General features: G+C 59.3%; 24 protein-coding genes and 1 tRNA gene. 14 read left to right on the top strand and 11 right to left on the bottom strand.

The features are described from left to right. Together ACR3EL_RS08025 and ACR3EL_RS08030 are read left to right on the top strand one after the other, a co-directional pair. Nucleotides 1-1221: a cysteine desulfurase gene (locus ACR3EL_RS08025; RefSeq protein ID WP_170338570.1), complete on the top strand. Its 1221-nt coding sequence runs from the start codon at nt 1-3 to the stop codon at nt 1219-1221. Nucleotides 1222-1299: 78 nt separating this feature from the next. Next, nucleotides 1300-1376, top strand: a tRNA-Arg gene (locus ACR3EL_RS08030). Between the two features lie 131 nt (nt 1377-1507). On the opposite strand, the gene mepK is transcribed toward ACR3EL_RS08030, so the two are convergent. Beyond that, complete coding sequence (mepK, locus tag ACR3EL_RS08035; protein WP_170338571.1) at nt 1508-2077, bottom strand: peptidoglycan L,D-endopeptidase MepK; 570 nt, start codon at nt 2075-2077, stop codon at nt 1508-1510. Nucleotides 2078-2431: 354 nt separating this feature from the next. On the opposite strand from mepK, the gene ACR3EL_RS08040 reads away from it, so the two are divergent. Genes ACR3EL_RS08040 through ACR3EL_RS08055 form a run of 4 tightly spaced genes read left to right on the top strand, consistent with a single transcriptional unit; the run spans nt 2432 to nt 6678 of the window. Further along, on the top strand, nt 2432-4042 hold the full coding sequence (locus ACR3EL_RS08040) for a L,D-transpeptidase family protein (protein ID WP_170338573.1): 1611 nt from the start codon (nt 2432-2434) through the stop codon (nt 4040-4042). Nucleotides 4043-4078: 36 nt separating this feature from the next. Next, nucleotides 4079-5170, top strand: coding sequence for a UDP-3-O-(3-hydroxymyristoyl)glucosamine N-acyltransferase (gene lpxD, locus ACR3EL_RS08045; RefSeq protein WP_170338575.1), 1092 nt, complete (start codon nt 4079-4081; stop codon nt 5168-5170). A 32-nt stretch (nt 5171-5202) separates the two neighbouring features. Continuing rightward, nucleotides 5203-5460: an acyl carrier protein gene (locus ACR3EL_RS08050; protein ID WP_093962086.1), complete on the top strand. Its 258-nt coding sequence runs from the start codon at nt 5203-5205 to the stop codon at nt 5458-5460. A 9-nt stretch (nt 5461-5469) separates the two neighbouring features. After that, complete coding sequence (locus ACR3EL_RS08055; RefSeq protein WP_093962085.1) at nt 5470-6678, top strand: beta-ketoacyl-[acyl-carrier-protein] synthase family protein; 1209 nt, start codon at nt 5470-5472, stop codon at nt 6676-6678. A gap of 50 nt (nt 6679-6728) precedes the next feature. On the opposite strand, the gene ACR3EL_RS08060 is transcribed toward ACR3EL_RS08055, so the two are convergent. Beyond that, nucleotides 6729-7340 carry an invasion associated locus B family protein gene (locus ACR3EL_RS08060; RefSeq protein ID WP_093962962.1) on the bottom strand — a complete coding sequence of 204 codons (612 nt, stop codon included), beginning with the start codon at nt 7338-7340 and terminating at the stop codon, nt 6729-6731. A 467-nt stretch (nt 7341-7807) separates the two neighbouring features. Between ACR3EL_RS08060 and ACR3EL_RS08065 the strand changes: the two genes are divergently transcribed. Further along, nucleotides 7808-9355 (top strand): helicase HerA-like domain-containing protein, encoded by a 1548-nt coding sequence (locus tag ACR3EL_RS08065; protein WP_170338581.1) that lies wholly within the window; start codon nt 7808-7810, stop codon nt 9353-9355. Nucleotides 9356-9397: 42 nt separating this feature from the next. On the opposite strand, the gene ACR3EL_RS08070 is transcribed toward ACR3EL_RS08065, so the two are convergent. From ACR3EL_RS08070 to ACR3EL_RS08100, 7 genes are all read right to left on the bottom strand, one after another. Continuing rightward, entirely contained in the window at nt 9398-9652 is a 255-nt protein-coding gene (locus tag ACR3EL_RS08070; protein ID WP_170338583.1) for a hypothetical protein, read from the bottom strand. A gap of 188 nt (nt 9653-9840) precedes the next feature. Further along, nucleotides 9841-11154: a branched-chain amino acid ABC transporter permease gene (locus ACR3EL_RS08075; RefSeq protein WP_170338584.1), complete on the bottom strand. Its 1314-nt coding sequence runs from the start codon at nt 11152-11154 to the stop codon at nt 9841-9843. Beyond that, entirely contained in the window at nt 11151-12161 is a 1011-nt protein-coding gene (locus tag ACR3EL_RS08080; RefSeq protein ID WP_093962081.1) for a branched-chain amino acid ABC transporter permease, read from the bottom strand. The genes ACR3EL_RS08075 and ACR3EL_RS08080 overlap by 4 nt, the downstream gene beginning before the upstream one ends. A gap of 210 nt (nt 12162-12371) precedes the next feature. Next, on the bottom strand, nt 12372-12701 hold the full coding sequence (locus ACR3EL_RS08085) for a hypothetical protein (protein ID WP_480721120.1): 330 nt from the start codon (nt 12699-12701) through the stop codon (nt 12372-12374). A 327-nt stretch (nt 12702-13028) separates the two neighbouring features. Beyond that, nucleotides 13029-13859, bottom strand: a complete 831-nt coding sequence (locus ACR3EL_RS08090) for an ABC transporter ATP-binding protein (protein ID WP_170338588.1) — start codon at nt 13857-13859, stop codon at nt 13029-13031. Beyond that, entirely contained in the window at nt 13856-14644 is a 789-nt protein-coding gene (locus ACR3EL_RS08095; protein ID WP_093962961.1) for an ABC transporter ATP-binding protein, read from the bottom strand. Before ACR3EL_RS08095 ends, ACR3EL_RS08090 begins: the two co-directional genes overlap by 4 nt. A 131-nt stretch (nt 14645-14775) precedes the next feature. Further along, complete coding sequence (locus ACR3EL_RS08100) at nt 14776-15957, bottom strand: ABC transporter substrate-binding protein (protein WP_170338589.1); 1182 nt, start codon at nt 15955-15957, stop codon at nt 14776-14778. Between the two features lie 167 nt (nt 15958-16124). Between ACR3EL_RS08100 and ACR3EL_RS08105 the strand changes: the two genes are divergently transcribed. Both ACR3EL_RS08105 and ACR3EL_RS08110 read left to right on the top strand, forming a co-directional pair. Next, on the top strand, nt 16125-17222 hold the full coding sequence (locus ACR3EL_RS08105; protein ID WP_170338591.1) for a PQQ-dependent sugar dehydrogenase: 1098 nt from the start codon (nt 16125-16127) through the stop codon (nt 17220-17222). A 32-nt stretch (nt 17223-17254) separates the two neighbouring features. Next, nucleotides 17255-17665: a hypothetical protein gene (locus ACR3EL_RS08110; protein ID WP_170338593.1), complete on the top strand. Its 411-nt coding sequence runs from the start codon at nt 17255-17257 to the stop codon at nt 17663-17665. A 3-nt stretch (nt 17666-17668) separates the two neighbouring features. On the opposite strand, the gene ACR3EL_RS08115 is transcribed toward ACR3EL_RS08110, so the two are convergent. Further along, nucleotides 17669-18673, bottom strand: coding sequence for a GlxA family transcriptional regulator (locus ACR3EL_RS08115; RefSeq protein ID WP_170338595.1), 1005 nt, complete (start codon nt 18671-18673; stop codon nt 17669-17671). A 169-nt stretch (nt 18674-18842) separates the two neighbouring features. Between ACR3EL_RS08115 and ACR3EL_RS08120 the strand changes: the two genes are divergently transcribed. After that, nucleotides 18843-20213 carry a class II 3-deoxy-7-phosphoheptulonate synthase gene (locus ACR3EL_RS08120; protein ID WP_093962074.1) on the top strand — a complete coding sequence of 457 codons (1371 nt, stop codon included), beginning with the start codon at nt 18843-18845 and terminating at the stop codon, nt 20211-20213. A gap of 54 nt (nt 20214-20267) precedes the next feature. Here ACR3EL_RS08120 and ACR3EL_RS08125 read toward each other — a convergent pair whose 3' ends face one another. Next, entirely contained in the window at nt 20268-20942 is a 675-nt protein-coding gene (locus ACR3EL_RS08125) for a PAS domain-containing protein (protein WP_170338597.1), read from the bottom strand. A gap of 237 nt (nt 20943-21179) precedes the next feature. Between ACR3EL_RS08125 and ACR3EL_RS08130 the strand changes: the two genes are divergently transcribed. Genes ACR3EL_RS08130 through ACR3EL_RS08145 form a run of 4 tightly spaced genes read left to right on the top strand, consistent with a single transcriptional unit; the run spans nt 21180 to nt 24320 of the window. Beyond that, nucleotides 21180-22070 carry a YicC/YloC family endoribonuclease gene (locus tag ACR3EL_RS08130; protein ID WP_170338598.1) on the top strand — a complete coding sequence of 297 codons (891 nt, stop codon included), beginning with the start codon at nt 21180-21182 and terminating at the stop codon, nt 22068-22070. Between the two features lie 15 nt (nt 22071-22085). After that, nucleotides 22086-22727 carry a guanylate kinase gene (gene gmk / locus ACR3EL_RS08135; RefSeq protein ID WP_170338600.1) on the top strand — a complete coding sequence of 214 codons (642 nt, stop codon included), beginning with the start codon at nt 22086-22088 and terminating at the stop codon, nt 22725-22727. Then, on the top strand, nt 22724-23257 hold the full coding sequence (locus ACR3EL_RS08140) for a gamma carbonic anhydrase family protein (protein ID WP_480721130.1): 534 nt from the start codon (nt 22724-22726) through the stop codon (nt 23255-23257). The genes gmk and ACR3EL_RS08140 overlap by 4 nt, the downstream gene beginning before the upstream one ends. A gap of 16 nt (nt 23258-23273) precedes the next feature. Further along, on the top strand, nt 23274-24320 hold the full coding sequence (locus ACR3EL_RS08145; RefSeq protein ID WP_480721132.1) for a sensor histidine kinase: 1047 nt from the start codon (nt 23274-23276) through the stop codon (nt 24318-24320). Nucleotides 24321-24367: the final 47 nt, after the last annotated feature.

Here is a 24367-nt window from a genome sequence, read left to right on the forward strand (position 1 = left end):
ATGTATGACGTCCAGAAAATCCGCGCCGATTTCCCGATCCTCTCGCGTGAGGTGAACGGGAAACCCCTGACCTATCTCGACAACGGGGCCTCGGCGCAGAAACCTCAGGTGGTGATAGATGCGGTTACCAATGCCTATGCGCACGAGTATTCGAACGTGCATCGCGGATTGCACTACCTGTCGAACCTAGCGACCGAAAAATACGAATCCGTGCGCGGGACCGTCGCCCGGTTTTTGAATGTCGCGAATGAGGATGAGATCGTCCTGAATTCCGGGACGACCGAGGGGATCAACCTTGTCGCATATGGATGGGCCATGCCACGGATGCAGGCCGGCGATGAAATCGTTCTGAGCGTCATGGAGCATCATGCCAACATCGTACCCTGGCATTTCCTGCGCGAACGCCAGGGCGTCGTTCTGAAATGGGTGGACGTGGATGCAAGTGGTGCGCTGGATCCGCAGGCCGTGATCGACGCCATCGGGCCCAAGACCAAACTGGTGGCGGTGACCCAGTGTTCCAACGTTCTGGGTACCGTGGTTGACGTAAAGACGATTACCGAAGGCGCCCATGCCAAAGGCGTGCCTGTGCTGGTCGACGGAAGCCAGGGCGCGGTTCACATGCCGGTGGATCTGCAGGATATCGGGTGTGATTTCTATGCTATCACCGGGCACAAGCTGTACGGCCCCTCGGGATCTGGCGCCATTTTCATCAAGTCCGAACGGATGGCGGAAATGCGCCCCTTCATCGGCGGTGGAGACATGATCAAGGAGGTCTCGAAGGAGACGGTGATCTACAACGATCCGCCGATGAAATTCGAAGCCGGCACTCCGGGTATCGTCCAGACGATCGGCATGGGCGTTGCGCTGGACTACATGATGGGTTTGGGGATGGACAACATCGCGGCTCATGAGGCGGGCTTGCGCGACTATGCAATGCAGCGCCTGACCGGGCTGAACTGGCTGCAGGTTCAGGGGACGACGCCCGACAAGGCCGCTATCTTCAGCTTTACGCTGGATGGTGCGGGCCACGCGCACGATGTATCCACTATTCTCGACAAGAAGGGCGTCGCCGTTCGGGCGGGGCACCATTGCGCCGGACCGTTGATGGATCATCTCGGGGTTACGGCCACTTGCCGCGCCAGTTTTGGTCTGTACAACACAACCGACGAGGTCGACACGCTGATCGATGCGCTGGAACTGGCGCACGAATTGTTTGCCTGATTGTTCGTCGCTAAACCGCGTTCCGACATGCAAAATCCAGTTGCACCCGGATCGGAACAAGGTTAGCTAACGGCCAACGCACCTGTAGCTCAGCTGGATAGAGCGCTGCCCTCCGAAGGCAGAGGCCAGAGGTTCGAATCCTCTCAGGTGCGCCACTTTCTTCCAGAGTTTCAAGGCGTAGCGCTTCTGCGCCTGTGTCCGTCACTGCCAGATGCGCGCTGCGCAGCAAAAAGCCCCGGGCAGTGATGCGCCGGGGCTTTTTGCGGGGTTGGTGAGTGGTAGTGTATTAGCCGCGCCAGGAGCGAACGTCGCCGCAATCCATGTGCACGAAATTTGATCCATAGTATTGGCCGACACCGCCGGCACGGCACGAAATGGCTGCCTTGGCCATCTGTGAGACCGAGCGGGAGGCAAGCCGCAGGTCCGCAGCCTGACCTTTGACGTGGAGAGAGTTCTTGGCGACACCGCGCGACCGACGGCGCAGCATGGCGTTGGTCTGCGGAGAGCGGTAGCCCGACAACAGCATGTAGGGCTCGTTCACATCCAGCAGGTTGTGGGCCGCGGCCATGATGTCGATCGTGCGCAGATCCATGTCCTTTGACTGATCGGTGCGCCAGTCACGCATGAAGTGGTTGATTTCCTTGACCGCGTCTTTGACGTATTTACCATCGACCCAGTAGATCATGTCCAAGCGCTCGCCGGTACGACCCGAATACATACGGATCCTGCGGATGTCTCCACCCCCGCGAAGGAAGCCTGCTGCGTTTGAGTAGGTTGGTGCTGCAACAACTGCCGTTGCCGCGAATGCGCCCAATAGGGCACGCCGGGTCATCCCCGAGGTACTGCTCTTGGTCATAACGTGTTTCGTCCCGTACAGTTCCTGCCTGCACACGATGTTACGTGCGCTTTCTTAATTCTTTCCCATCCCAGATGCGGATTTTATGCCACAGAGGGATTCTTGCGCCAAGTGATCTTTTGGTCTTGTGCTTTCTTACGGGGAATTTTCGGCGAAAATCTGCGCAAGTGACGAAAAATGTGGCGAACAGGCCTGAATCCCTTTCGTTTTTTTCCAGACGATGCAAACGCGCATCAGGGGCCCAGCGGTGTGATGTGCTGTTGGAAATGTGAGTGGACAATCCCCCGAGGCGTGAAACATAATTGTCGGGCGCAAAAACTAGTGTTCCAAGTTATTGAAAACCAAGGCTATCCCATGAATTCTGTCCGTCGGACCTGTACTATTTTTCTGTTTGCCGCAAGCATCGCCGTGTCGGCCACATCCGTTCAGGCGGCTCCGACCCAGGCTGAGAGTTTCGCGTTTCGGATGGCTGTCGCGGAAAGCGCAGGGACAACCCCGGATATCGCGTCCTTCTATCGAGAACAGGAATTCGCGCCGATTTGGGTCGGTCCTACCTCTGATCACGCGGCGCGTCGGTCGGCACTTATAAAAGCATTGTCCCATGCTCAGATGCACGGTCTTCCGGCCGAACGATATGACGTTGATGGCCTGATGGCGAAGATGCAGAGCGCTCGGTCAAACCGCGATCTCGGGGCGCTTGAGGCTGCGCTGAGCGAGGCGTTTGTCCGCTATGCGCAGGATGTTCAGTCCGGGCTGCTGCGCCCGGCTCAGATCGACGCCGGCCTCGTGCGTGCGGTCGAACGGAAGCCGGCTTCGGATCATCTTGCGGCGATGATGAAATCCACCGACGGCTCTTATCTCGCGCAGCTTCCGCCGCAGTCCAGCCAGTACCGGGCGCTGCTCAAGCAGAAGATGGCGCTGCAGTCACTGAACGAACATGGCGAATGGGGTCCGACCGTACCAACCGGAAAATACGAACGCGGCGATACGGGGCTGAGCGTCATAAAGCTGCGTAATCGTCTGGTTGCGATGGGGTTCCTCAAGCCCACGGCCAGCCCGGAATATGACGACTCCATGGTGGCAGCGGTGCAAGCCTTCCAACGCGCCCATGGACTTGAACCAGATGGTGTCGCCGGCCAGGGAACGATTGCCGAAATCAACCGTTCACCTTCTGACCGGCTCAAGGCGGTGATGGTTGCGATGGAACGTGAACGCTGGCTCCCTCGCGAGAGGGGGGCACGGCATGTTCTGGTCAATCAGGCCGACTTTTCCGCGAAAATCGTCGACGATGGTCGGGTGACATTTGAAACACGTGCAGTGATAGGCAAAAACACCAGCGATCGTCAAAGCCCCGAATTTTCGGATGTGATGGAGCACATGGTGATCAATCCCAGCTGGCATGTGCCGCGCTCGATCATCACCAAGGAATACCTGCCGAAGTTGCGGGCCAACCCCAATGCCGTCCGGCATCTAGAGATAACCGATCGGCGCGGGCGGCAGGTGAACCGCAACGCGGTGGACTTCAACCAGTTCACGGCTCGCAGCTTCCCGTTTGCGATGCGCCAGCCTCCGGGGCAGAGCAACGCTCTGGGGCTGGTCAAGTTCATGTTCCCCAACAAGTACAACATCTATCTGCACGACACCCCGCAGAAGAGCCTGTTCGCACGCGAAGTGCGCGCCTTCTCTCACGGGTGCATTCGTTTGGCGCAACCCTTTGATTTCGCATATGCTTTGCTGGCAAAACAGGAAGAGGACCCCAAGGCCTTTTTCCACAGGGTTCTGGGCACCGGGCGTGAAACCAAGGTTGACCTCAAGCAGCCGGTCCCGGTTCATCTGATCTACCGCACCGCATTCGTCGGGCCGAAGGGCGACGTGCAGTATCGGCGCGATGTCTATGGGCGGGATCAGAAGATTTGGGATGCCCTGCAAAAAGCAGGGGTGGCCCTGCCGAACGTTCAGGGGTAAGCACGGGGCGCAAATCCTGCGACAAGGAAGCCCGCGATGCAGTTCACCTTACAGCAAATCGCCGATGCTCTGGGGGCGCCGGCCGAGGGAAACACCAGCCTGACGATTCTGAGGGCGGCCGAGCCCAAGGATGCCGGTCCGACCGATTTGGCTATGGCGATGGCTCCGAAATACGCCGAGGCGCTGGCTGAGGGTCAGGCGCGTTGTGCTGTTCTGTGGGAAGGTGCCGACTGGCGCGCACTGGGTCTGGAGGGCGCCGTGTTTGTCGGCCGCCCCCGTATGGCAATGGCCGGAATTACCACGATGCTGGACCGGGGGCAGGGCGTCGCACCCGGGATCCATCCTTCGGCGGTCGTGGACCCGACGGCCGAGATCGCCGGAGATGTGTCCATCGGGCCTCTGGCCGTTGTCGGCCCCCGGGCCCGCATCGGGTCCGGAACGGTGATCGGCGCCCAGTGCCACGTGGGTATGGATGTCGTGCTGGGCGAGAACTGCCTGTTGCGCGAAATGGTCAGCATCGGTGCGCGCGCCATGATTGGCGATCGCTTTATTGCGCAGCCCGGAGCGAGGATCGGCGGAGATGGGTTCAGCTTTGTCACGCCCGAGGTGTCCGGGGTGGAAAACGTGCGCAAGACCATGGGCGACGCCGGGGACGCCAAGGCACAGAGCTGGTTGCGCATCCATTCACTCGGTGCGGTCCAGATCGGCAATGATGTCGAGGTTGGCGCGAACTGCACCATCGACAACGGTACGATCCGCAACACCGTCATCGGAGACGGCTCCAAGTTGGACAATCTTGTTCATGTCGGGCACAACACTCAGGTCGGCAGAGACTGTCTGCTTTGCGGTCAAACCGGCGTGTCCGGTTCGGTCGAGATCGGCAACAACGTGGTTTTGGGTGGCCAGACCGGAGTCGTCGACAATATTTTCATCGGTGACGGCGTGATCGCGGGCGGTGGAACCAAGGTACTTTCGAATGTCCCGGCAGGTCGTGTGATCATGGGCTATCCGGGCGTGAAAATGGAAACGCACACCGAAATCTACAAGGCGCAGCGTCGGCTTCCACGCATGGCCCGTGACGTAGAGGCGCTTAAAAAGACGGTTTTCAAACCCTCGTCGAGCGACTAAATCAACCGCAACGCGACAATCAGGGGAACGACATGAGCATCAGCGACCGCGTCATCGCAATCATTGCAGAGCAGGCCGTGCTGGAGCCGTCCGACGTGACGCCCGAAAGCTCTCTTGAAGATCTCGGGATCGATAGCATGGGCCTCGTTGAAAGCATCTTTGCCATCGAGGAAGAATTCGACATCTCGATCCCCTTCAACGCCAACGAACCGACGGCAAGTGATTTCGACATTTCGAATGTTGCGGCGATCATTGCCGGGATCGAAAAGCTGGTCGCGGAAAAGGTTTGATCCGCGGTCATGAAACGGGTTGTCATCACCGGCGCTGGCACGATCAATTCGCTGGGCCATTCCGTGCCCGACACCCTGGAAGCGATGCGCGAAGGCCGTTGCGGCATTTCCGAGCTTGAATTTCGTGACGTCGACCGACTGAGCATCAAAATTGGCGGCCAGGTCCGCGGGTTCGAGGCAGAGGGCCGGTTCAATCGCCAGCAAATGGCGCTGTATGACCGTTTCACGCAATTCACTTTGACTGCGGCCAAAGAGGCGATCGACCAGTCGGGGCTGGAGTTTCACGGCGAATTGGCCGTGCGGTCGGGGGTCGTTCTGGGAACGGCCGGCGGTGGTGTTTCGACCTGGGATGACAACTACCGCTCGGTCTACGAAGACGGGAAGAACCGGGTCCATCCATTCGTCGTGCCGAAGCTGATGAACAACGCGGCAGCAAGCCACATTTCGATGGAGCACAACCTCAAAGGCCCCAGCTTCACCGTTTCGACGGCCTGTGCATCGTCCAACCACGCGATGGCGCTGGCGTTCCAGATGGTGCGCAGTGGCGCCGCCCCGGCGATGATTACCGGCGGGTCGGAATCCATGTTGTGTTTTGGCGGGGTCAAGGCCTGGGAGGGCCTTCGGGTTATGTCGAAGGACGCCTGCCGGCCGTTCAGCGCAAATCGCAATGGCATGGTTCAGGGCGAGGGCGCCGGTGTGTTCGTGTTCGAGGAATACGAACATGCGCGTGCTCGCGGCGCTGAAATTCTGTGTGAGGTTGCGGGCTATGCGATGTCATCGGACGCGACGGATATCGTAATGCCCAGCAAGCAGGGCGCGGCCCGTGCCATGGCCGGGGCCTTGAAGGACGCCGGGCTGAACGCAAGTGACGTGGGCTATATCAACGCCCACGGCACCGGAACCGCCGCCAATGACAAGACCGAATGCGCAGCAGTCGCGGATGTGTTCGGACGCCATGCCGACGATCTGATGATCTCATCGACCAAATCCATGCACGGCCACCTTATCGGCGGAACCGGCGCGGTTGAACTGTTGGCCTGTATCATGGCCGTCCGTGACGGCGTGATTGCTCCGACCATCGGGTATGAAGAACCCGACCCGGAATGCGCTTTGGACGTCGTACCAAACGAGGCGCGCGAGGCCGAGGTGAATGTGGCATTGAGCAACGCCTTTGCGTTTGGCGGTCTGAACGCGGTGTTGGCCCTCAAGAAGGTATGAAAAAAGCCGCCATCGGGGGATGGCGGCTTTGGTCATTCATCTTGGCGTGATCAGTTGGTGTTGACCTCCAGCCCGTCAAAGGCAGCGGTAAATCCGCTCAGCGACAGATCCATGTTGATAACCTGATCGGGCGCGCGTGCGGGCACCAGTGAAATGGTAGCCTTCGTTCCTGCTTTCATCGCGTCAATGTCGCCCTGCGTCAGACCCAGCTGTGCAACACAACCGACCGGAACACAGTGATGATAGTTGTACAGCTTGCGCGGTGCGCCATCGATCGAGATGGCCAGTTGTGCCTGCAGCAGGGTTTCCAGCGGAACAATTACGTTCGCCCAGGCTGCGGCGGCACCACCGGCGGGCAGCTTGCCAACGGTGATCTCGGCCAGAGGTTCATTCTGCGCACCGTTGAGAATCTGAACCATCGCACAGGGGTCATCGCCGGATTGCGCCTTGATGCAGGAGATCTCCCAGTCGCCCGACTTCTCGCGGACATATTGCTCGCCGACACGCGGGCCGCTTTGACCCAGATCCAGGTCGGAGCCGGTATCCGTGGTCTGACCGGCTTGGGTCTGCTCTTGAGTTTCAGTCGTGGCTTCCTGGGCGAACGCGCCTGAGCCCAGCAATGCAGCCGTTACCAGGGTGGCTGGAACAAGTTTGGTGATCATCAGTGCCTCATTGTGCTGATACAGCTTTTTCAAACGTCTCTAGCATTCCTGCTCGGCCATGTCAGTTGCAAAGCGCGCGCTGCACGCGGGATTGGACGGATTTTCGCCGACACATCGGAGGCCACCTGAAGTGACGCCGAGAAGCCTTTGAGTACAAACGACAAAGGGAGCCGTACGTGCGGCTCCCTTCAATCAATGTATCTCCCCGTCGGACTGGCCGACTTAGTTATGCCCGAACGTTACGAGAGGCGAACCCAGTGGTCAACTGCTAACAGCGAAATTTAATGTTTCCACAAGCAGAAACTTGGCAATTTCAAAAAATGGCTGTGCCCGAAAGCACAGCCAGTCGACAGGGAGGAAGTTTGCCCACCACACGAGGGAATTGCGAGGTGGGCAAAATCACTATCGCAGTCAAAGGTTAAGTTTGTATGGTGGTGCCGGGACGCTAAGTTTTGGGACGTATCAATATGACGGAAAACGTTTTTGTCGGCGGTGGCGGTGTTGAATACAAGCAGCCGCAGGGTTTGACGCTGAAATATGCAAACCGGCACGGTCTGATTGCCGGTGCAACGGGGACGGGCAAGACCGTGACCCTGCAAATCCTGGCCGAAGGGTTCTCGCAGCAGGGCGTTCCTGTTTTCCTGTCTGACGTTAAAGGTGACCTGTCCGGACTGGCGCGTCCCGGTAGCCCCGATCACAAGTTGCACCAGGCCTTCATGGACCGTGCCCAGCGCATCGGGTTTGCCGACTATTCCTATGCCGCGTGCCCAGTCACGTTCTGGGATCTGTTTGGTGAGCAGGGCCACCCTGTCCGGACAACGGTTACCGAGATGGGGCCGCTGTTGTTTTCCCGGCTTCTGGACCTGAGCGAAGCGCAGGAAGGTGTGCTGAACATCGCCTTCCGGGTTGCGGATGAAGAGGGGATGCCGCTGCTGGATCTCAAGGACCTGCAGGCTCTTCTGGTCTGGATTGGTGAAAACCGGTCACAGCTGTCGCTGCGCTACGGAAATGTCTCGACCGCTTCGATTGGCGCCATACAGCGACGATTGCTTGTGCTGGAGAACCAAGGAGGCGCACGGCTGTTTGGTGAGCCTGCGCTCGAACTGTCGGATTTGATGCGCTCGGATGAAAACGGCCACGGGATGGTCAACATCCTGGCTTCTGACAAGCTGATGGGCGCGCCCGGGCTGTATGCCACGTTCCTTTTGTGGCTGCTGAGCGAACTGTTCGAAGAACTGCCCGAAGTCGGCGATCCCGACAAGCCCAAGCTGGTCTTTTTCTTCGACGAAGCCCATCTGTTGTTCGATGATGCGCCCAAGGTTCTGGTGGACAAGGTCGAGCAGGTCGCGCGATTGATCCGATCCAAGGGCGTTGGGGTTTACTTCATTACTCAGAACCCGGCCGATATTCCCGAAGATATCCTCGGACAGTTGGGCAACCGCGTCCAACATGCTTTGCGCGCCTTCACCGCGCGCGATCGCAAGAATTTGCGGCTGGCCGCGGAAACCTATCGGGAAAACCCGGCCTTCGACACGGAAACCGCGATCCGGGAAGTCGGAGTGGGCGAGGCGTTGACCTCGATGCTTGAACGGAAGGGCGCGCCGGGTATGGTCGAGCGGACATTGATACGTCCGCCGGGTTCACAACTGGGCCCGATTACCGACGCCGAGCGCAAGGCTGTGATGGCGGCGTCTCCGATGGCTGGGAAATACGAAACGCTTCTGGATCGCAAATCGGCATTCGAAATCCTGCAGGCGCGCGCGGCCAAGGCCGCGGCCGAGGCCGAAGTAGCCGAACCCGAGGAGCATGACGACACCCGGTCGGTGTCCGAGCGGGAGTATTCGGCGGCGCGCAGATACAGCGGCAGCAGAGTAGGGCGATCGTCTGCACGATCGGTCCGAAAGCAGGACAGCTTTGCCTCTGCCATGAGCGAGGCAGTCATCAAAGAGCTGAAAGGAACCACAGGACGCCGCATCGTTCGCGGCATTCTGGGCGGGCTGTTTCGCAACCGTTGAATTTCATCGCCCTGCCAGCCGGAACTGGCGGGGCGTGCCGCGTCAGCGCTTGAGGCGCCGCTGTCCTTCCTGCTGGCAATAGGCGTCAGCTTCGGGAACCGACATCTTGGTGGCCGGGAAATCAATCGCGCGATCCCAGACAACCCGATCCTGGCGATACAGTTGGCAGGTCACGACGCCCTTGGGCGTCTGTACCTGGACGGGTGTGGTTTCCAGTTCACGGGGGCTCGGGATACATCCGGCCACAACAGCTAGGACCGGAACCATAAGGGCAATTTTCTTTGTGGAAGTCTTCATGGTGCAAGAACTTTTCTTCTGGGTCAGAGTTTACTCGTTAAGATCGGCGCATCAGGTGAGTGGTCTTTCGAACAATATGCGCCGATATGGTTCATAGAGTGTGAAGCCGTCTATTGATTTTTCAAGCCGCAATCAAGAAACCGCGCCATTCGCATGGCGCGGCCTGACGGTTTAGTGATGAAAGATGTCTACTTCTCGGGGATCAGGCCCCTTGGGCTGAATCTGAGAACAATCAGCAGGATAAGCCCCATCGTGAACAGGCGCATATGTGCCGTGCTTTCGATCAGGTGGGCCTTAAGCGCGCTGCCATCTGGCATGCTGGAAGTGATCAGGTTCATAAGCCACAGACCGATCGGTTCGACCTCGACCCACAGGAACCAGATCAGAAAGGCCCCCAGGACCGAGCCGAAATTGTTGCCGGAACCGCCGACGATCACCATCACCCAGACAAGGAAGGTGAACCGGAGCGGTTGGTAGGCGCTGGGTGTCAGCTGGCCGTCCAGCGTCGTCATCATCGCCCCGGCAATGCCACAGATGGCCGAGCCCAGAACGAAGATCTGCAGATGACGGCGGGTGACGTCCTTACCCATGGCTTCGGCGGCGACCTCGTTGTCGCGGATCGCGCGCATCATGCGGCCCCACGGGCTTTTGAGCGCCATCTGAGCCATCCAGAGCAGGATGAGAAGCACGATCAGAAACAGGAATGCATAACCCAGTTTCACCCACAGGGTCGAAGCGGTCACCGGGTCCAGCCCGAATGAGGCTGCACGTTCGACGAAGGTCGGATCGCTCTGCAGGTCAATCTCATAGCCTACGATAGGTGAAGGGCGGGGGATGCCGTAGACGTTCTTGACCCCTCGGGCCAGCCAGTCCTCGTTTTTCATGATCGCAATGATGATCTCGGCGATACCCAGCGTGGCAATCGCAAGATAGTCCGAGCGCAGACCCAAGGCCGTCTTGCCAATCAGCCAGGCAGCGCCCGCGGCCAACAGCCCACCCGCCGGCCATGCAAGCAGCACCGGAAGATTCAGCCCGCCGATATTTCCGGCAATGGCTGGGTCGATGGCTTCGACGGCAGCGATGCTCGGGTCGAACACCGCGCGATAGACGAAGAACCCGACGACGAGGATTGCGATGATTGCCAGCGTTCGTGCCCGGCCCTTGGGCATCTTTTGCGCGGCCATCACGGCTGCGACAACGGTCGCTGCCCCCAGCAGAAGCGCCAGCACGATCCCATACCCGCCTGCGGACCAGGCTCCGGGTGTCGGCGGGGTCGAGACCAGCACAACCGCAAGTCCGCCCAGCGCAACAAAACCCATGACGCCGACATTGAACAGTCCGGCAAAGCCCCATTGCAGGTTTACACCGATCGCCATGATCGCGGAAATCAGACCCATGTTCAGAATCAGGATCGCCGTGTTCCAGCTTTGAACGAAACCGGTCAGCAGGATGAGCCCGCCGACAATCACGAAAAGCAGGGTGTTTTTGACTGCTTCGTTCATACCGCTTTCCCCTTGAACAGACCCGTTGGCTTGAACAGAAGCACGATCAGCAGAATGACGAAGCTGACGGCGAATTTGTAATCGGTGGAGAGGAACTGCACCAGGCCCGAAGGTTCGAGGCTTTCCGGGGCAAGGTAGGTCAGCACCTTCTTCCAGGCATAAGTGATCGTGACTTCGGAAAAGGCGATGATGAATCCGCCTGCGATCGCCCCAATCGGGTTGCCCAATCCGCCCACGATAGCAGAGGCAAAGATCGGCAGAAGCAGTTGGAAATAGACGAACGGCTTGAAACTCTTGTCCAGCCCATAGAGAACCCCGGCCGTCGTGGCCAGCGCCGCAACGATGATCCAGGTGATCATCACCACACGTTCCGGGTTGATGCCGGACAACAAGGCCAGATCCTCGTTGTCGGAATAAGCGCGCATCGACTTACCAGTGCGGGTCTTGTTGAGGAACCAGAACAGCAAGGCTACGGCAACGACGGCGACGATCACGGTGATGCCCTGCGAGGTTTTGATCGCAAGCCCCTCATCCAGCCCGGTCATCTTTTTGAAATCCCGCGCAGAAATCAGGAACCGAGCCCCATCCGAGAACCGTTGGTCATCGGGGCCGATGATGAAACGCACCAGCCCATTCATGATGAACATCACACCCATGGATACGATCACCAGGATCACAGGTTTGGCTTTTTGCTCGCGATAGAAACGATAGACCAGCCTGTCGGTGATCAGCACCAGAAGGATGCACCCCAGGATCGCAAACGGAAGCGCCAGAAGCGCCGTCGGCAGGGGCCCGAACCCGATCCCTGCCGCCTGAAGACCCCAGGTGACCAGCACGGCGATCATTGCGCCGAAGGCCATCGTATCCCCGTGGGCAAAGTTGGAAAATCGCAGGATGCCGTAGATCAGGGTGACCCCCAGCGCCCCAAGTGCCAACTGGCTGCCATAGGCAACCGCAGGCACGATCACAAAGTTCGCAAGCGCAACAAGCGCATTCAGTAGGTCCATTATGTTCTTCTCACTGTCCGGGTGCGGCTTTATGGCATGACGCCGACGAAAGACACAACAATTTGGAGCATGATTTTTGCGGCTTTGTGCATGTTTTTATGCGGTTTGGCGAACATTGATCATGCGCGCTCCAACCGTCTGCTGATCCCCGAAAGAAAAAGACCGCGCCACCATGTGGGACGCGGCCTGAAATCGCAGATGATTGCGGGACTAGGCTCCGGTTTCCGTGCATTGACCACGGTCATTCTGAAGGACCGGACGGCGAATGGACAGGTTGTAGGACAGATCCGGGCTTTTGACGAAGAAGGTCATGACATGCTGTTCGGTCGCCAGGATGAACGTCATGTTGTTCAGGCCAGGAAACACCTGAGCATCCCCGGTCGTGTCACCGAATTTGACCGATCCCTTCTGCTCGCCTTCAAGCCGTGTCAGCCGGTACTCGGTTCCATCAATATCCGATATGCACACAAATTCGCTTTGCTGAGCCACAGCGCCAGTTGCCAAGTGTGCGACCAGTGCGGCGATCATCCATTTCTTCATTTTGTCTTCCAATTTCTGTGCCCCCAACCGGGGCGCGTTTCGGGGATTGGTGTAGTGGTTCGGGCGCAGCGATATTTTTGAAATTTGACCTGATTAAAGCAGCAGATAGGCATTCCGGGAATTTCCACAGGCTTTTTGAAGCGGTGCGCTACCAGGAAATAATTTATACTTTTCAGATGCCTAATAAGGGTTCTCAAGAAGAAGGTCATAGCCGGAAACACCGATTGCCATCTTCTGGCCTTCAATTTTGCGCAAAGCGATCAAGAAAAAGGGCCAGTCGAGAATCCCGACCAGCCCCATAAAAAAATCAGTTCTGAAAAGCGTCGGTTAGCCGCCCAAAAACGACTTGCGCACTTCCTCGTCCGCCAGCAGTTCCTTGCCGGTTCCGGTGTATGCGTTTCGCCCTTGGACCAGCACATAGCCCTTGTCGGCGATCTCAAGCGCCTGGCGTGCATTCTGCTCGACCATCAGGATCGGAAGGCCGGTGCGCGACACTTCGATGATGCGGTCGAACAGCTCGTCCATTACGATCGGCGAAACGCCCGCGGTCGGTTCGTCCAGCATCAGCACTTTGGGCTTGGTCATAAGCGCGCGGCCGACGGCCACTTGTTGGCGCTGACCGCCCGAGAGCTCTCCCGCCGCCTGGTTGCGTTTGTCTCGCAGAATCGGGAACAGTTCGAACACCTGTTCCATCGTGTCCGAGAAATCATCCGTGCGGATAAACGCGCCCATTTCCAGATTTTCCTGAACCGTCATCGAGGTGAAAATGTTCTGCGTTTGGGGCACAAAGCCCATGCCCTTGATCACTCGGTCCTGTGGGCTGAGGTTGGTGATGTCCTCTCCATCCAACCGCACCGATCCGGCGCGCACGTCCAGCATGCCGAAAACGGCCTTCATCGCGGTGGATTTGCCAGCGCCGTTGGGGCCGACGATCACGGCGATTTCGCCCTTGTCCACGGCGATCGTGCAATCGTGCAGAATGTCGGGGCCTTTGCCGTACCCGCCGGTCATGGTGTCACCGATCAGGAATGGACCGCCCTCTACCCGGTGGGTCTTGCCGCTGACCCGATGGGCCGGCGTCATCGTGCCGATGCCATGCGTGTTGGTGATCGAGGCGTCCTTGTTGCCCTTGTCGTCCTGATAGGGGTTGTCGCTCATGCCCCGGCCTCCAACTGGTCTTTGTTCTTGAGCCCAGTGCCCAGATAGGCCTCGATGACATGCTCGTTGGCCTTGATCTCGTCCAGTGTGCCTTGCGCCAGAACCTTGCCCTCGGCCATGCAGATCACCGGATCGCAGATCTTGCCGATGAAATCCATGTCGTGTTCGATCACTACGAAGGTATAGCCGCGTTCCTTGTTCAGACGCAGGATCGTATCGGCGATGGTCATCAGCAGGGTGCGGTTCACGCCTGCGCCGACCTCGTCCAGGAACACGATCTTGGCGTCCACCATCATCGTGCGGCCCAGTTCCAGCAGCTTTTTCTGGCCGCCCGAGACCTGACCCGCCTTGTGGTCGGCCAAATGTTCGATGGTTAGGAACTCCAGCACCTCGTCGGCCTTGGCGCGCAGGGCGCGTTCCTCATCCGCAATCCGCTTGCGGCCGAACCATGTGTTCCACAGCGATTCACCGGATTGGCCACCGGGGACCATCATCAGGTTTTCGCGGCATGTCATCGACGAGAACTCGTGCGCTATCTGGAACGTGCGCAACAGCCCCTTGTGAAACAGATCATGGGGCGGCAGGCCGGTGATGTCTTCGCCATCCATCCAGACCTTGCCGCTGGTCGGAGGCAGAACACCCGCGATCACATTGAAAAGAGTGGTTTTTCCGGCCCCGTTTGGACCGATCAGGCCAGTAATCGAGCCCTTTTCGATCTCCAGCGATGCCCCGTCCACCGCATGGAAACCGCCGAAATGCTTGTGCACGTCCTCGACGACGATCATGTGTTCCCCTGTCCGCGGCTTTCGCGGTTCTTCGTGTTGCCCCATCCCAAAGATAAGGTGGCGCCTTTTGTCATTGAAACAGCCCGGGCACAAGGCCCGGGCTGCTTGGTATCATGCGGTCAGCTGACGGATCAACGGAACTTGACGGTCTCGTTCTTGCCGTCTTTCACTTCGATCTCGCGGTAGGACCCAGCGCTTTCGCCCGGACCGATCAGTTCGACACCCGAAGCGCCGACATAGTCGATGTCCTGACCAGCGGCCAGCAGTTCCAGACCCTTGGCCAGTTCACCCGGATAGATCTTCTCGCCGGGGGCGTTGGCCACATCCAGGATCTTGCCACCGTACTGGGCCGGATCGGCCGACCCTGCGGCCTGCATGGCCAGCATGAACAGCGCGGCAGCGTCATAGCTTTCGGGCGAGTAGGGCGACGAGCCGTCAAAGCCCGCGGCTTCGGCCATCGCGAAATATTTCTCGGCGCCTTCACCGCCGGAACCGGCGATCTGACCAAACGAGCCGTCCAGATCGGGGCCGACATTCGCAGGCAGCGAGTCACCGATCATGCCGCCCGGCAGACCGAACGTGTCGAACGCGCCGCTGTCCAGAGCGGACTGGATGATGCCCAGACCACCCTGATCCAGGTAACCGGCAACCACGAGGATGTCACCGCCGGCCGAGGCCAGCGCGCCGACTTCGGCCGAATAGTCCGCTTTGCCGTCTTCATGTGCTGCAACGATGGTCACTTCGCCGCCCACGGCCTCGAACGACGACTGGATCGCGTCGGCCAGACCTTTGCCGTAGTCGTTGTTGGTATAGGTCAGAGCGATCGAGTTGATGCCGCGGTCTTTCAGAATGTCGGCCATAACCTGACCTTCACGCGCATCCGACGGGGCGGTGCGGAAGAACAGGCCGTTGTCTTCCATCGTCGACAGGCCGGGCGAGGTCGCCGACGGCGAGATCATGACCATGCCATTCGGAATAGCGACGTTCTGCAGGATTGCGCCAGTCACACCCGAGCAGTCGCCGCCGATGATGCCGGCAACGCCATCGGCGATCATGCGTTCGCCGTTCGAGGTGGCCAGACCGTTGTCGATGCAGCCGGTATCGGCACGCGACGGGGTGACGGTGGCGCCGCCCAGCAGCTTGCCGGATTCGGTCACTTCGGCCATCGCCAGTTCGGCGCCCGAACCCATTGCCGGGGCCAGCGATTCAATCGGCCCGGTAAATCCGAACAGAACGCCCAGTTTGACGTCTTCGGCCATTGCGGCACCAGCCAGCAATGCGGTTGCTGCAGTCGCAGTAAGCAGCTTTTTCATTAGGTTACTCCCTTGTTGGAACGTATGCGTTCTGAGCAAGACCCTAGGCAAGCTGTTCAGAAAAGAAAAGTCCAAACAGGAATGTGTCTTTTGGCTGAACAACTCTATTTGTTTTCTAAGGTTTGGTTCCCGGGCGGCTCATTCTGACCGGGATTGGAGCGATAGATATGATCAGGGTTTTCACGATTCTCATTCTGATGATTTGCGGCAGCGTCGCGTCGGGCGAGTCATTGAAGACATCCGCAGGCGAGGTCTCGGTGACGACCATGCTTGCCGGCCTCGATACGCCCTGGGCGATCGGCCTGCTGCCTGATGGCAGTTTTTTGGTTACCGAGCGCGACGGCCAGTTGCTTTTGGCGCGTGACGGCAAGGCCACCAAGGTACGGGGCGTTCCGAAAGTCGCGGCGCAAGGGCAGGGCGGTCTGCTGGACGTAACCATCGCCCGCGATTTTGACCGCACCAGAGAGGTGTTTCTCACATTCTCGAAGCCACAGAGCGGCGGGGCCGGTACGGCGGTTGCCGTGGCGCGCCTGTCCGAGAACGGCAAGCGGCTGACCAACCTGAAGGTGATATTCGAAGCGGTTCCCGGCGGCTCGGGTGGCCGGCATTTCGGATCGCGCGTGGTCGAGGCGCAGGACGGGACGCTGTTCATCACTTTGGGGGATCGTGGCGACAGGCCGACCGCACAGGACCGCTCGAACCACATGGGGACGGTTATTCGGATCAACCGCGATGGCTCGATCCCGGCGGATAATCCGTTTGTCGCGCAAGAAGGCATCCGCCCCGAGATCTGGTCCTTTGGTCATCGCAATCCGCAAGGCGCTGATATTGATACGAGTGGCCGGTTGTGGGTCTCGGAACATGGCGCCAAGGGCGGGGACGAAGTGAACCTTGTGAAACCCGGCGCCAACTACGGTTGGCCGGTCATTTCCTACGGGACGCATTATTCCGGAGAGAAGATCGGCGAAGGCACCAGCAAGGCCGGAATGGAACAGCCGCGCTTGTATTGGGATCCGTCCATCGCGCCGTCGGGCTTGATGGTCTATTCCGGCGGGATGTTTCCCGAATGGCAGGGTGACATCTTCGTGGGTTCGCTGAAATTCGACTATATCGCACGGCTGTCCGGCAACCCGTTGCGCGAGGTCGAGCAGATCAAAGGCCCCGAGACCGAACGGGTCCGTGACATCGTGCAGGCCCCGGATGGGGCGATCTGGTTCATCTCGGTCGGGCAGGGTGCGGTTTACAGGATTTCCCGTTCGTCCTAGGAGTGCAGCGATACACTTCTAAGAGGATTGAGATGTTCCGCATTCTCGCAGCAATATTTTTGTCCCTTTCGACACTTCCCGCCGCGGCCGACGAGGTCTTTGCGACCTATGCCGATTACGAAGCCTTCGTCGACACCAAGATCAAGAACCGCGAGTTCTCGAACGTCATCAACCGGTTGGGCGGCGCCGACGAATACACGCCGCAGCAGATGCAAGTCCTGCAAGGGCAGCTACGTGACCTTGTTCCGTACTACCTGACCAATGCCGACGTTGCCAAACGGGTCGAGCTTGAGAACGGGTTCGCGCAGGAAATGCGGATCTACTGGAACGACAAGAACAGCTATCTCTACTATTACGCTCTTCTGCACCAACGCGACGACGGCGTGATGGTTCTGCAGTTCAGCATCAACACCAGCGCCGAGTCCATTCTGGCGAAGTTCTAGGTGTCAGACCGACAGCCGTCCACTCTGCGTTCCACGCTCGCGATAGGGCGTGGTGTTGTAATGCGCGCGGTAGCATTTCGAGAAATGGCTGGGGCTGGCAAAACCGCAGGCCAAGGCCACGTTGATCACGCTCATGTCGGTCTGCATCAGCAGGTTGCGCGCCTTGTGCAGCCGCAATTCCATGTAATAGCGCTTGGGCGAACGGCTCAGATACCGGCGGAACAGCCGCTCGAGCTGGCGGGTCGACATGCCAACATCCTTGGCCAGGATCGAGGGCGAAATCGGCTCCTCGATGTTCTTCTCCATCATCAGGATGACCTGGCTCAGCTTGGGGTGGCGCACACCGATCCGCGTGGGCGTCGAAAGGCGCTGGGTGTCCTGATCGGTGCGGATAGAGGAATAGATCATCTGGTCAGCTACGGCGTTAGCCAACTCTTCACCGTAGTCATCGGCAATCAGCTTCAGCATCAGGTCGATTGACGAGGTGCCACCAGCCGTTGTCATCCGGTTGCCGTCGATCAGAAAGACGGATTTCGTCAGTTCGACGTTTTCGAACTCTTCCGCAAAGCTGTCGGCGTTTTCCCAGTGGATGGTGGCGCGTTTGCCGTCCAGCAGGCCGGCTTTGGCAAGGGTATAGGCGGCTGTGCACAAGCCACCGATCTTCAGACCTTTGCGGGCCTCGCGGCGCAGCCAGTTCAGAACCTTTTTGGTGGTCGCCGCCTGAACATCGACGCCGCCACATACAAGGATCACCTCGTCCCGCTGCAGTTCGTCCAGGTCGCGGTCAAGCTCGAACGTCGTCCCGGCCGAGCAGCTGACCACCTCTCCGCCTTCACCGGCCAGCGACCAGGTATAGATCTGCTGATCCGCCATCCGATTGGCAATCCGAAGGCTGTCCAGTGCCGAGGCAAAAGACAGCAACGAAAACTTGTCGAGCAACACGAATACGAAATTGAGCGGCTTGGCCGCGCGCTTGTCCACAGTGACAACTTGGCGTTGCTCTTGCATGGCGAACTGTCCTTGATTCGGCGGGCCGAGGCCCGAGGCCTGCGGCGAATTTGACCGACACCATGCTCAAAGCTTGTTTCCGACGTCAAGAGGCGCAAATCGGATATGGTCTCTGGTCTATGGATTTTGTATAGAGACCACCTGAATTACCTCAGCGGAGATCAAAGCTATGACCGAGTGGCAAAAAACGAACTGGCGCAGCAAGCCGCGGGTTCAGATGCCAGACTATACCGACGCGGCCGCGCTGGCCAAAGTCGAGGCCAAGCTTTCGCAGTATCCCCCGCTGGTTTTTGCGGGCGAGGCCCGGCGTCTGAAACAGCACTTGGGCGCGGCCGGCCGTGGCGAGGCCTTCCTGCTGCAGGGTGGGGACTGCGCCGAAAGCTTCGACCAGTTCAGCGCCGATGCGATCCGCGACACCTTCAAGGTGATGCTGCAGATGGCGATGGTTCTGACCTATGGTGCCAAGGTTCCGGTGGTCAAGGTGGGCCGTATGGCCGGCCAGTTCGCCAAGCCGCGCAGCGCGCCGACCGAAGTGGTCGATGGCGTAGAATTGCCAAGCTACCGTGGTGACATCATCAACGAGCTGGCCTTCACGCCCGAGGCGCGTATCCCGAACCCGGAAAAGATGCTGCAGGCCTATACCCAGGCTGCAGCCACTCTGAACCTGCTGCGCGCGTTCTCGACCGGCGGTTTCGCGGACATGAGCCGTGTGCATTCCTGGACCTTGGGCTTTACCAACGAACAGGACGTCCAGAAGTATTCCGAGATCGCCGACCGCATTCAGGACACGATCGACTTCATGGAGGCCGCTGGCATCACCGCAGATACCACCCATGAATTCTCGACCGTCGAGTTCTACACCAGCCACGAAGGTCTGTTGCTGGAATATGAGGAGGCGCTGACGCGACTGGATTCGACTTCGGGCAAATGGCTGGCCGGCTCGGGCCACATGATCTGGATCGGCGATCGCACCCGTCAGCCCGACGGCGCGCATGTCGAATTCTGCCGGGGCGTGCTGAACCCGATCGGTCTGAAATGCGGCCCGACGACAACGGCCGAAGACCTCAAGGTTCTGATGTCCAAGCTGAACCCGGACAACGAAGAAGGCCGTCTGACCCTGATCGCGCGCTTCGGCGCGGGCAAGGCGGGCGAGCACCTGCCGCGCCTGATCAAGGCCGTCAAGGAAGAGGGCGCCAAGGTGACCTGGGTCTGCGACCCGATGCACGGGAACACGATCAAGTCGGCCACCGGCTACAAGACCCGTCCGTTCGAATCGGTCCTGCGCGAGGTGCGGGATTTCTTCGGCGTGCATCAGGCCGAGGGCACGATCCCCGGCGGCGTGCATTTCGAGATGACAGGTCTGGACGTGACCGAATGCACCGGCGGCGTCCGCGCCGTCAGCGAAGAGGACCTGTCGGACCGCTACCACACCGCCTGCGACCCGCGCCTGAACGCATCGCAATCGCTGGAGCTGGCGTTCCTGGTGGCTGAAGAGCTGACCAACCTGCGCCGTGACCGAAAGGACCGCGCGGCAAGCTGAGGCATGTCGGATTGAAACGCAAACGGCGGGCCCTCGGGTCCGCCGTTCTGCTTTTTACTCGTCGCGAGAGAATACCAGCCGCAGGTGTTTCGCCGGTCTCTGGAAATCGGCCTGATCCTCGGCAAAACCCACCTCGACAGGCCGGCTGTTGTGGGCCTGATCCTGAATGTTCACCAGCGTGCGGATTCGAGTGTCCGCGATTCCGAACCGGCGCGGAGTAGCGCCGATCGTGCCATCGCTGACCATCACACCCAGCACCCGGCTGACATCCCCCAGATCGCTTCTGAGGGGCAACAGGATCATGCGGGCCTGCAGCCGCGTCCGGCCGAGCTTGCCTTTTGAAACAAGGCTGAACTCACCGATCGCCGGAGCGGCGAACACCTCTTCCAGTGTCTCTGACACCTGATCACGGGCGCTGGGATCAAAGAAGGCGGTCAGAGGCATTCCGCGCACCTCCATCCCCGCGATCTTGTTCAGATGGCTTCCCGCCAGTCGAAACCGGGCGAGGCCGGGCGCGATGCGTTCCAGAATGAATGTGTATTCCAGAATGTTTTCGAGGCCGCGTGGGTCGATCTGGGAACGCTTGGGAACGCCGTCGCCGCTCAGCAGCGCGGTCCAATACGCCTCAGCCTGACGGATGGGGGACAGACTGCGCCCACTGTCAAAGCGATCCATTGCGATGATCTTTCCAGCTTTCGACCCGGAACCATTCCAGAGGAAGGTTTTCATTACCATGCACCTCGTGTCGATTGGCGGCCATCCGGTCCGTGCGCCATGCAAAGCGATAGCGGCCGACCCATCCTTCGACTGACAGATTGACACGGGTTTATTCAATTTTGGACCAAATCTTTAAGGAATGGTTAACTTCTTGCGATGAATTGCACATCCGGCAAGGTCTTGCCCTATGGGGTACGATAGCTTTAGGTGCAGCAGAACAAGGCTGCGCAGCAGTGGGAAAGGGCAGGCATGATCAAATCCATGACCGGTTTTGCATCCGGAAAGGGCGCATTGGGGCCGCACAGCTGGAGCTGGGAACTGCGCAGTGTCAACGGCAAGGGTCTGGACATGCGGTTGCGGGTGCCGGACTGGCTGACGGGACTTGAGGCTGCGCTGCGCGCGGATATGTCCAAACAGATCAGCCGGGGCAACGTGACGCTGAGCCTGCGCGTCGCCCGCGAAGAAACCGCCGCGGAACTGAAGCTGAACGAAGGCGCAATGAGCGCCGCGCTGGATGCGTTGGCGCAAGCCGAGGAATTGGCGGTCAACAAGGGCGTCGCGCTTGCACCGTCAAAAGCCAGCGATCTGCTGATGCTCAAGGGGATGCTGGACGCAGCAGCCGAAGACGACGATCCCGCTCCGCTGGTCGAGGCGTTGAAATCCGAATTTGGCAGTCTGCTGGCCGAGTTTGTGACAATGCGCCGGGATGAGGGGCAAGCCCTGGCTTCCGTCCTGTCTGCCCAGTTGGATCAGATCCAGACCCTGACCGAGCAGGCCACCGAGCTGGCCGAGCGGCGCAAGGAAGCCATGGCCGACACTCTGCGCCAGAACCTCGCGCGGGTCATGGAAAACAGTCAGGGCGCTGATCCTGACCGGGTGGCGCAGGAGTTGGCCCTGATCGCGGTCAAGGCGGACATCACCGAAGAACTGGACCGCCTGGCCGCGCATGTCGTAGCCGCGCGCGCTCTGCTGGAGCAGGAGGCCCCGGTCGGCCGCAAGCTGGATTTCCTGATGCAGGAGTTCAACCGCGAGGCCAACACGCTGTGCTCCAAATCCCAGAACTCGGAACTGACATCGGTCGGTCTGGAGTTGAAGGCGGTGATCGACCAGTTGAGAGAGCAGGTGCAAAATGTTGAATAAGCAAGGAAAAGTGTAATGGCGGATCGCCGCGGTCTACTCATCATCCTGTCGTCGCCCTCGGGTGCCGGAAAATCCACTTTGGCCCGTCGCCTGATGGAGTGGGACACCGATCTCGAATTTTCGATCTCGGCCACCACACGCGCCCCGCGCCCGGGTGAGGAACATGGACGCGAATACTATTTTCTCAGCGAAGATGATTTCCGCCAGCAGGTATCAAATGGGCAGATGCTTGAGCATGCCCACGTGTTCGGCAATTTCTACGGCTCACCAGCTGGTCCAGTGCGCGAAGCGATCCAGAGCGGGCGGGACGTGCTTTTTGACGTGGACTGGCAGGGTGAAGTGCAGATACGGAATTCCGAGCTGGGCAAACATGCGTTGTCCATTTTCATTCTACCGCCATCGATCAAAGAGCTGCGCCGCCGGCTTGAAACCCGCGGTCAGGACAGCGCCGACGTCATTTCCAAGCGCATGATGAAAAGCTGGGACGAAATCAGCCATTGGGGCTACTACGACTATGTGTTGATCAATGACGATCTGGCCACAACCGAGGAAAAGCTGAAGACGATCGTCAGCGCCGAGCGGATGCGCCGTATTCAGCAGCCTCGGTTGCAGGATCACGTCCGCGCCCTGCAATACGAATTCGAGAGCATGTCATGACCATTTACGCATTGGGACAGGACGTCCCGCAGATTCACGAAGACAGCTGGGTTGCGCCGGACGCGAACCTGATCGGCAAAGTTGTCCTGGAGCAAGGTGCATCTGTTTGGTTCGGGTGCACGATCCGCGCCGATCACGAAGAAATCCGCGTGGGCGAGGGCAGCAACGTTCAGGAGAACTGCGTGATGCATATCGACGCCGGATTTCCTCTGACGATCGGAAAGAACTGCACCATCGGCCACAAAGTGATGCTGCATGGCTGCACCATCGGTGACAACAGCCTGATTGGTATGGGGGCCATCGTTTTGAACGGCGCGAAGATCGGCCGGAACTGCCTGATCGGGGCAGGGGCCCTGATCACGGAAGGCAAGGAGATTCCCGACAACTCTCTAGTGATGGGAGCCCCGGGTAAGGTGGTTCGGCAACTGGACGAGGCGGCGGCCCAGCGGATCACGTTCAGTGCGGTGCACTATCAAGAGAACATGCGCAAGTTCCGGGAAACGCTGACGCCCGTTTCGCCCGGCGCATAGGTCCTGTGAACCGGTCATGAGCAACGAATTGCTTGCCGAAGTCGTCTCTGCCTTGCCGATGCCTGCATTGATGGTCGATCAGACCGAGCGGATCATCGCTTCGAACGCGGATGCGCGTGCGCTGTTGGGTCGAAACATCGACGGTCGCCATTTTGCGACGATCCTGCGACAGCCGCAGGTCATCGAAGCGATGGAGAAGAGCTTGCGAAGCAAGGGGCCGGCCAACAGCCGGCATCTGGCGAACGACGGCGCACAGGACACTGCGTTTCAGGTCCACTGTCGGTACATGCAGGGCGTCGGCGCGGTTTCCGGTGGCGCGGTTCTGGCAACGTTTATGGATGTGACCCACCTCGAGCAGGCCAGCCAGATGCGTCGTGACTTCGTTGCCAATGTCAGCCACGAACTTCGTACCCCACTGACCGCTTTGATGGGATTCATCGAGACCTTGCAAGGACCAGCGAAGGATGACGCGGCCGCCCGGGACAGATTCCTGAAGATCATGACATCCGAGGCCAACCGGATGAATCGTCTGGTTGGTGACTTGTTGTCGTTGAATCGGGTCGAAAGCGAAGAGCGCATTCGGCCAAGGCAGCAGATCGAACTGGTCGAGCTGCTGCACGTGACGCTCGAGACGCTACGCCCCTTGGCTGATGACGCGGGCGTTTCCCTGAATCTGAGCGCCCCGGAAAACCCCGTTCGCCTTCCGGGCGACAATGATCAGCTGCGGCAGGTTTTCACAAACCTTGTTGAAAACGCAATCAAATATGGTGGCAGCGGTGGCAGTGTGGATGTGCAAGTGTCGGTCTCAGATCAGGATACCGCCATCCGGGGACCGGCCGCCCGGGTGAGGGTCATCGACAAGGGCCCTGGCATTGACCCGGTTCATCTGCCCCGGCTTACCGAACGGTTTTACCGCGCCGACAGCCATCGCTCGCGCGAACTGGGGGGTACGGGGCTGGGCCTGGCTATCGTCAAGCACATCATCAACCGCCACCGCGGCCGGTTGCGAGTGGAAAGTGATTTGGGAAAGGGCGCGGTGTTCACCGTCATTTTGCCCATGTAAGACCGGCGCGTGATAGGCTAGGAACGGTCAAGCCGAGCACTCGGACC

It is taken from the genome of Ruegeria sp. BJ3 (assembly GCF_056535665.1).

Coding starts and splice junctions, on each gene's coding strand:
- ACR3EL_RS08050 (WP_093962086.1), top strand. CDS start 5,203: ATGAGCATCAGCGACCGCGTCATCGCAATCATTGCAGAGCAGGCCGTG.
- ACR3EL_RS08080 (WP_093962081.1), bottom strand. CDS start 12,161: ATGGACCTACTGAATGCGCTTGTTGCGCTTGCGAACTTTGTGATCGTG.
- ACR3EL_RS08060 (WP_093962962.1), bottom strand. CDS start 7,340: ATGATCACCAAACTTGTTCCAGCCACCCTGGTAACGGCTGCATTGCTG.
- ACR3EL_RS08055 (WP_093962085.1), top strand. CDS start 5,470: ATGAAACGGGTTGTCATCACCGGCGCTGGCACGATCAATTCGCTGGGC.
- ACR3EL_RS08095 (WP_093962961.1), bottom strand. CDS start 14,644: ATGATCGTCGTCGAGGACGTGCACAAGCATTTCGGCGGTTTCCATGCG.
- mepK (WP_170338571.1), bottom strand. CDS start 2,077: ATGACCAAGAGCAGTACCTCGGGGATGACCCGGCGTGCCCTATTGGGC.
- ACR3EL_RS08130 (WP_170338598.1), top strand. CDS start 21,180: ATGATCAAATCCATGACCGGTTTTGCATCCGGAAAGGGCGCATTGGGG.
- ACR3EL_RS08110 (WP_170338593.1), top strand. CDS start 17,255: ATGTTCCGCATTCTCGCAGCAATATTTTTGTCCCTTTCGACACTTCCC.
- ACR3EL_RS08120 (WP_093962074.1), top strand. CDS start 18,843: ATGACCGAGTGGCAAAAAACGAACTGGCGCAGCAAGCCGCGGGTTCAG.
- ACR3EL_RS08085 (WP_480721120.1), bottom strand. CDS start 12,701: ATGAAGAAATGGATGATCGCCGCACTGGTCGCACACTTGGCAACTGGC.
- ACR3EL_RS08100 (WP_170338589.1), bottom strand. CDS start 15,957: ATGAAAAAGCTGCTTACTGCGACTGCAGCAACCGCATTGCTGGCTGGT.
- ACR3EL_RS08075 (WP_170338584.1), bottom strand. CDS start 11,154: ATGAACGAAGCAGTCAAAAACACCCTGCTTTTCGTGATTGTCGGCGGG.
- ACR3EL_RS08090 (WP_170338588.1), bottom strand. CDS start 13,859: ATGAGCGACAACCCCTATCAGGACGACAAGGGCAACAAGGACGCCTCG.
- ACR3EL_RS08040 (WP_170338573.1), top strand. CDS start 2,432: ATGAATTCTGTCCGTCGGACCTGTACTATTTTTCTGTTTGCCGCAAGC.
- gmk (WP_170338600.1), top strand. CDS start 22,086: ATGGCGGATCGCCGCGGTCTACTCATCATCCTGTCGTCGCCCTCGGGT.
- ACR3EL_RS08145 (WP_480721132.1), top strand. CDS start 23,274: ATGAGCAACGAATTGCTTGCCGAAGTCGTCTCTGCCTTGCCGATGCCT.
- ACR3EL_RS08065 (WP_170338581.1), top strand. CDS start 7,808: ATGACGGAAAACGTTTTTGTCGGCGGTGGCGGTGTTGAATACAAGCAG.
- ACR3EL_RS08125 (WP_170338597.1), bottom strand. CDS start 20,942: ATGAAAACCTTCCTCTGGAATGGTTCCGGGTCGAAAGCTGGAAAGATC.
- lpxD (WP_170338575.1), top strand. CDS start 4,079: ATGCAGTTCACCTTACAGCAAATCGCCGATGCTCTGGGGGCGCCGGCC.
- ACR3EL_RS08105 (WP_170338591.1), top strand. CDS start 16,125: ATGATCAGGGTTTTCACGATTCTCATTCTGATGATTTGCGGCAGCGTC.
- ACR3EL_RS08115 (WP_170338595.1), bottom strand. CDS start 18,673: ATGCAAGAGCAACGCCAAGTTGTCACTGTGGACAAGCGCGCGGCCAAG.
- ACR3EL_RS08140 (WP_480721130.1), top strand. CDS start 22,724: ATGACCATTTACGCATTGGGACAGGACGTCCCGCAGATTCACGAAGAC.
- ACR3EL_RS08070 (WP_170338583.1), bottom strand. CDS start 9,652: ATGAAGACTTCCACAAAGAAAATTGCCCTTATGGTTCCGGTCCTAGCT.
- ACR3EL_RS08025 (WP_170338570.1), top strand. CDS start 1: ATGTATGACGTCCAGAAAATCCGCGCCGATTTCCCGATCCTCTCGCGT.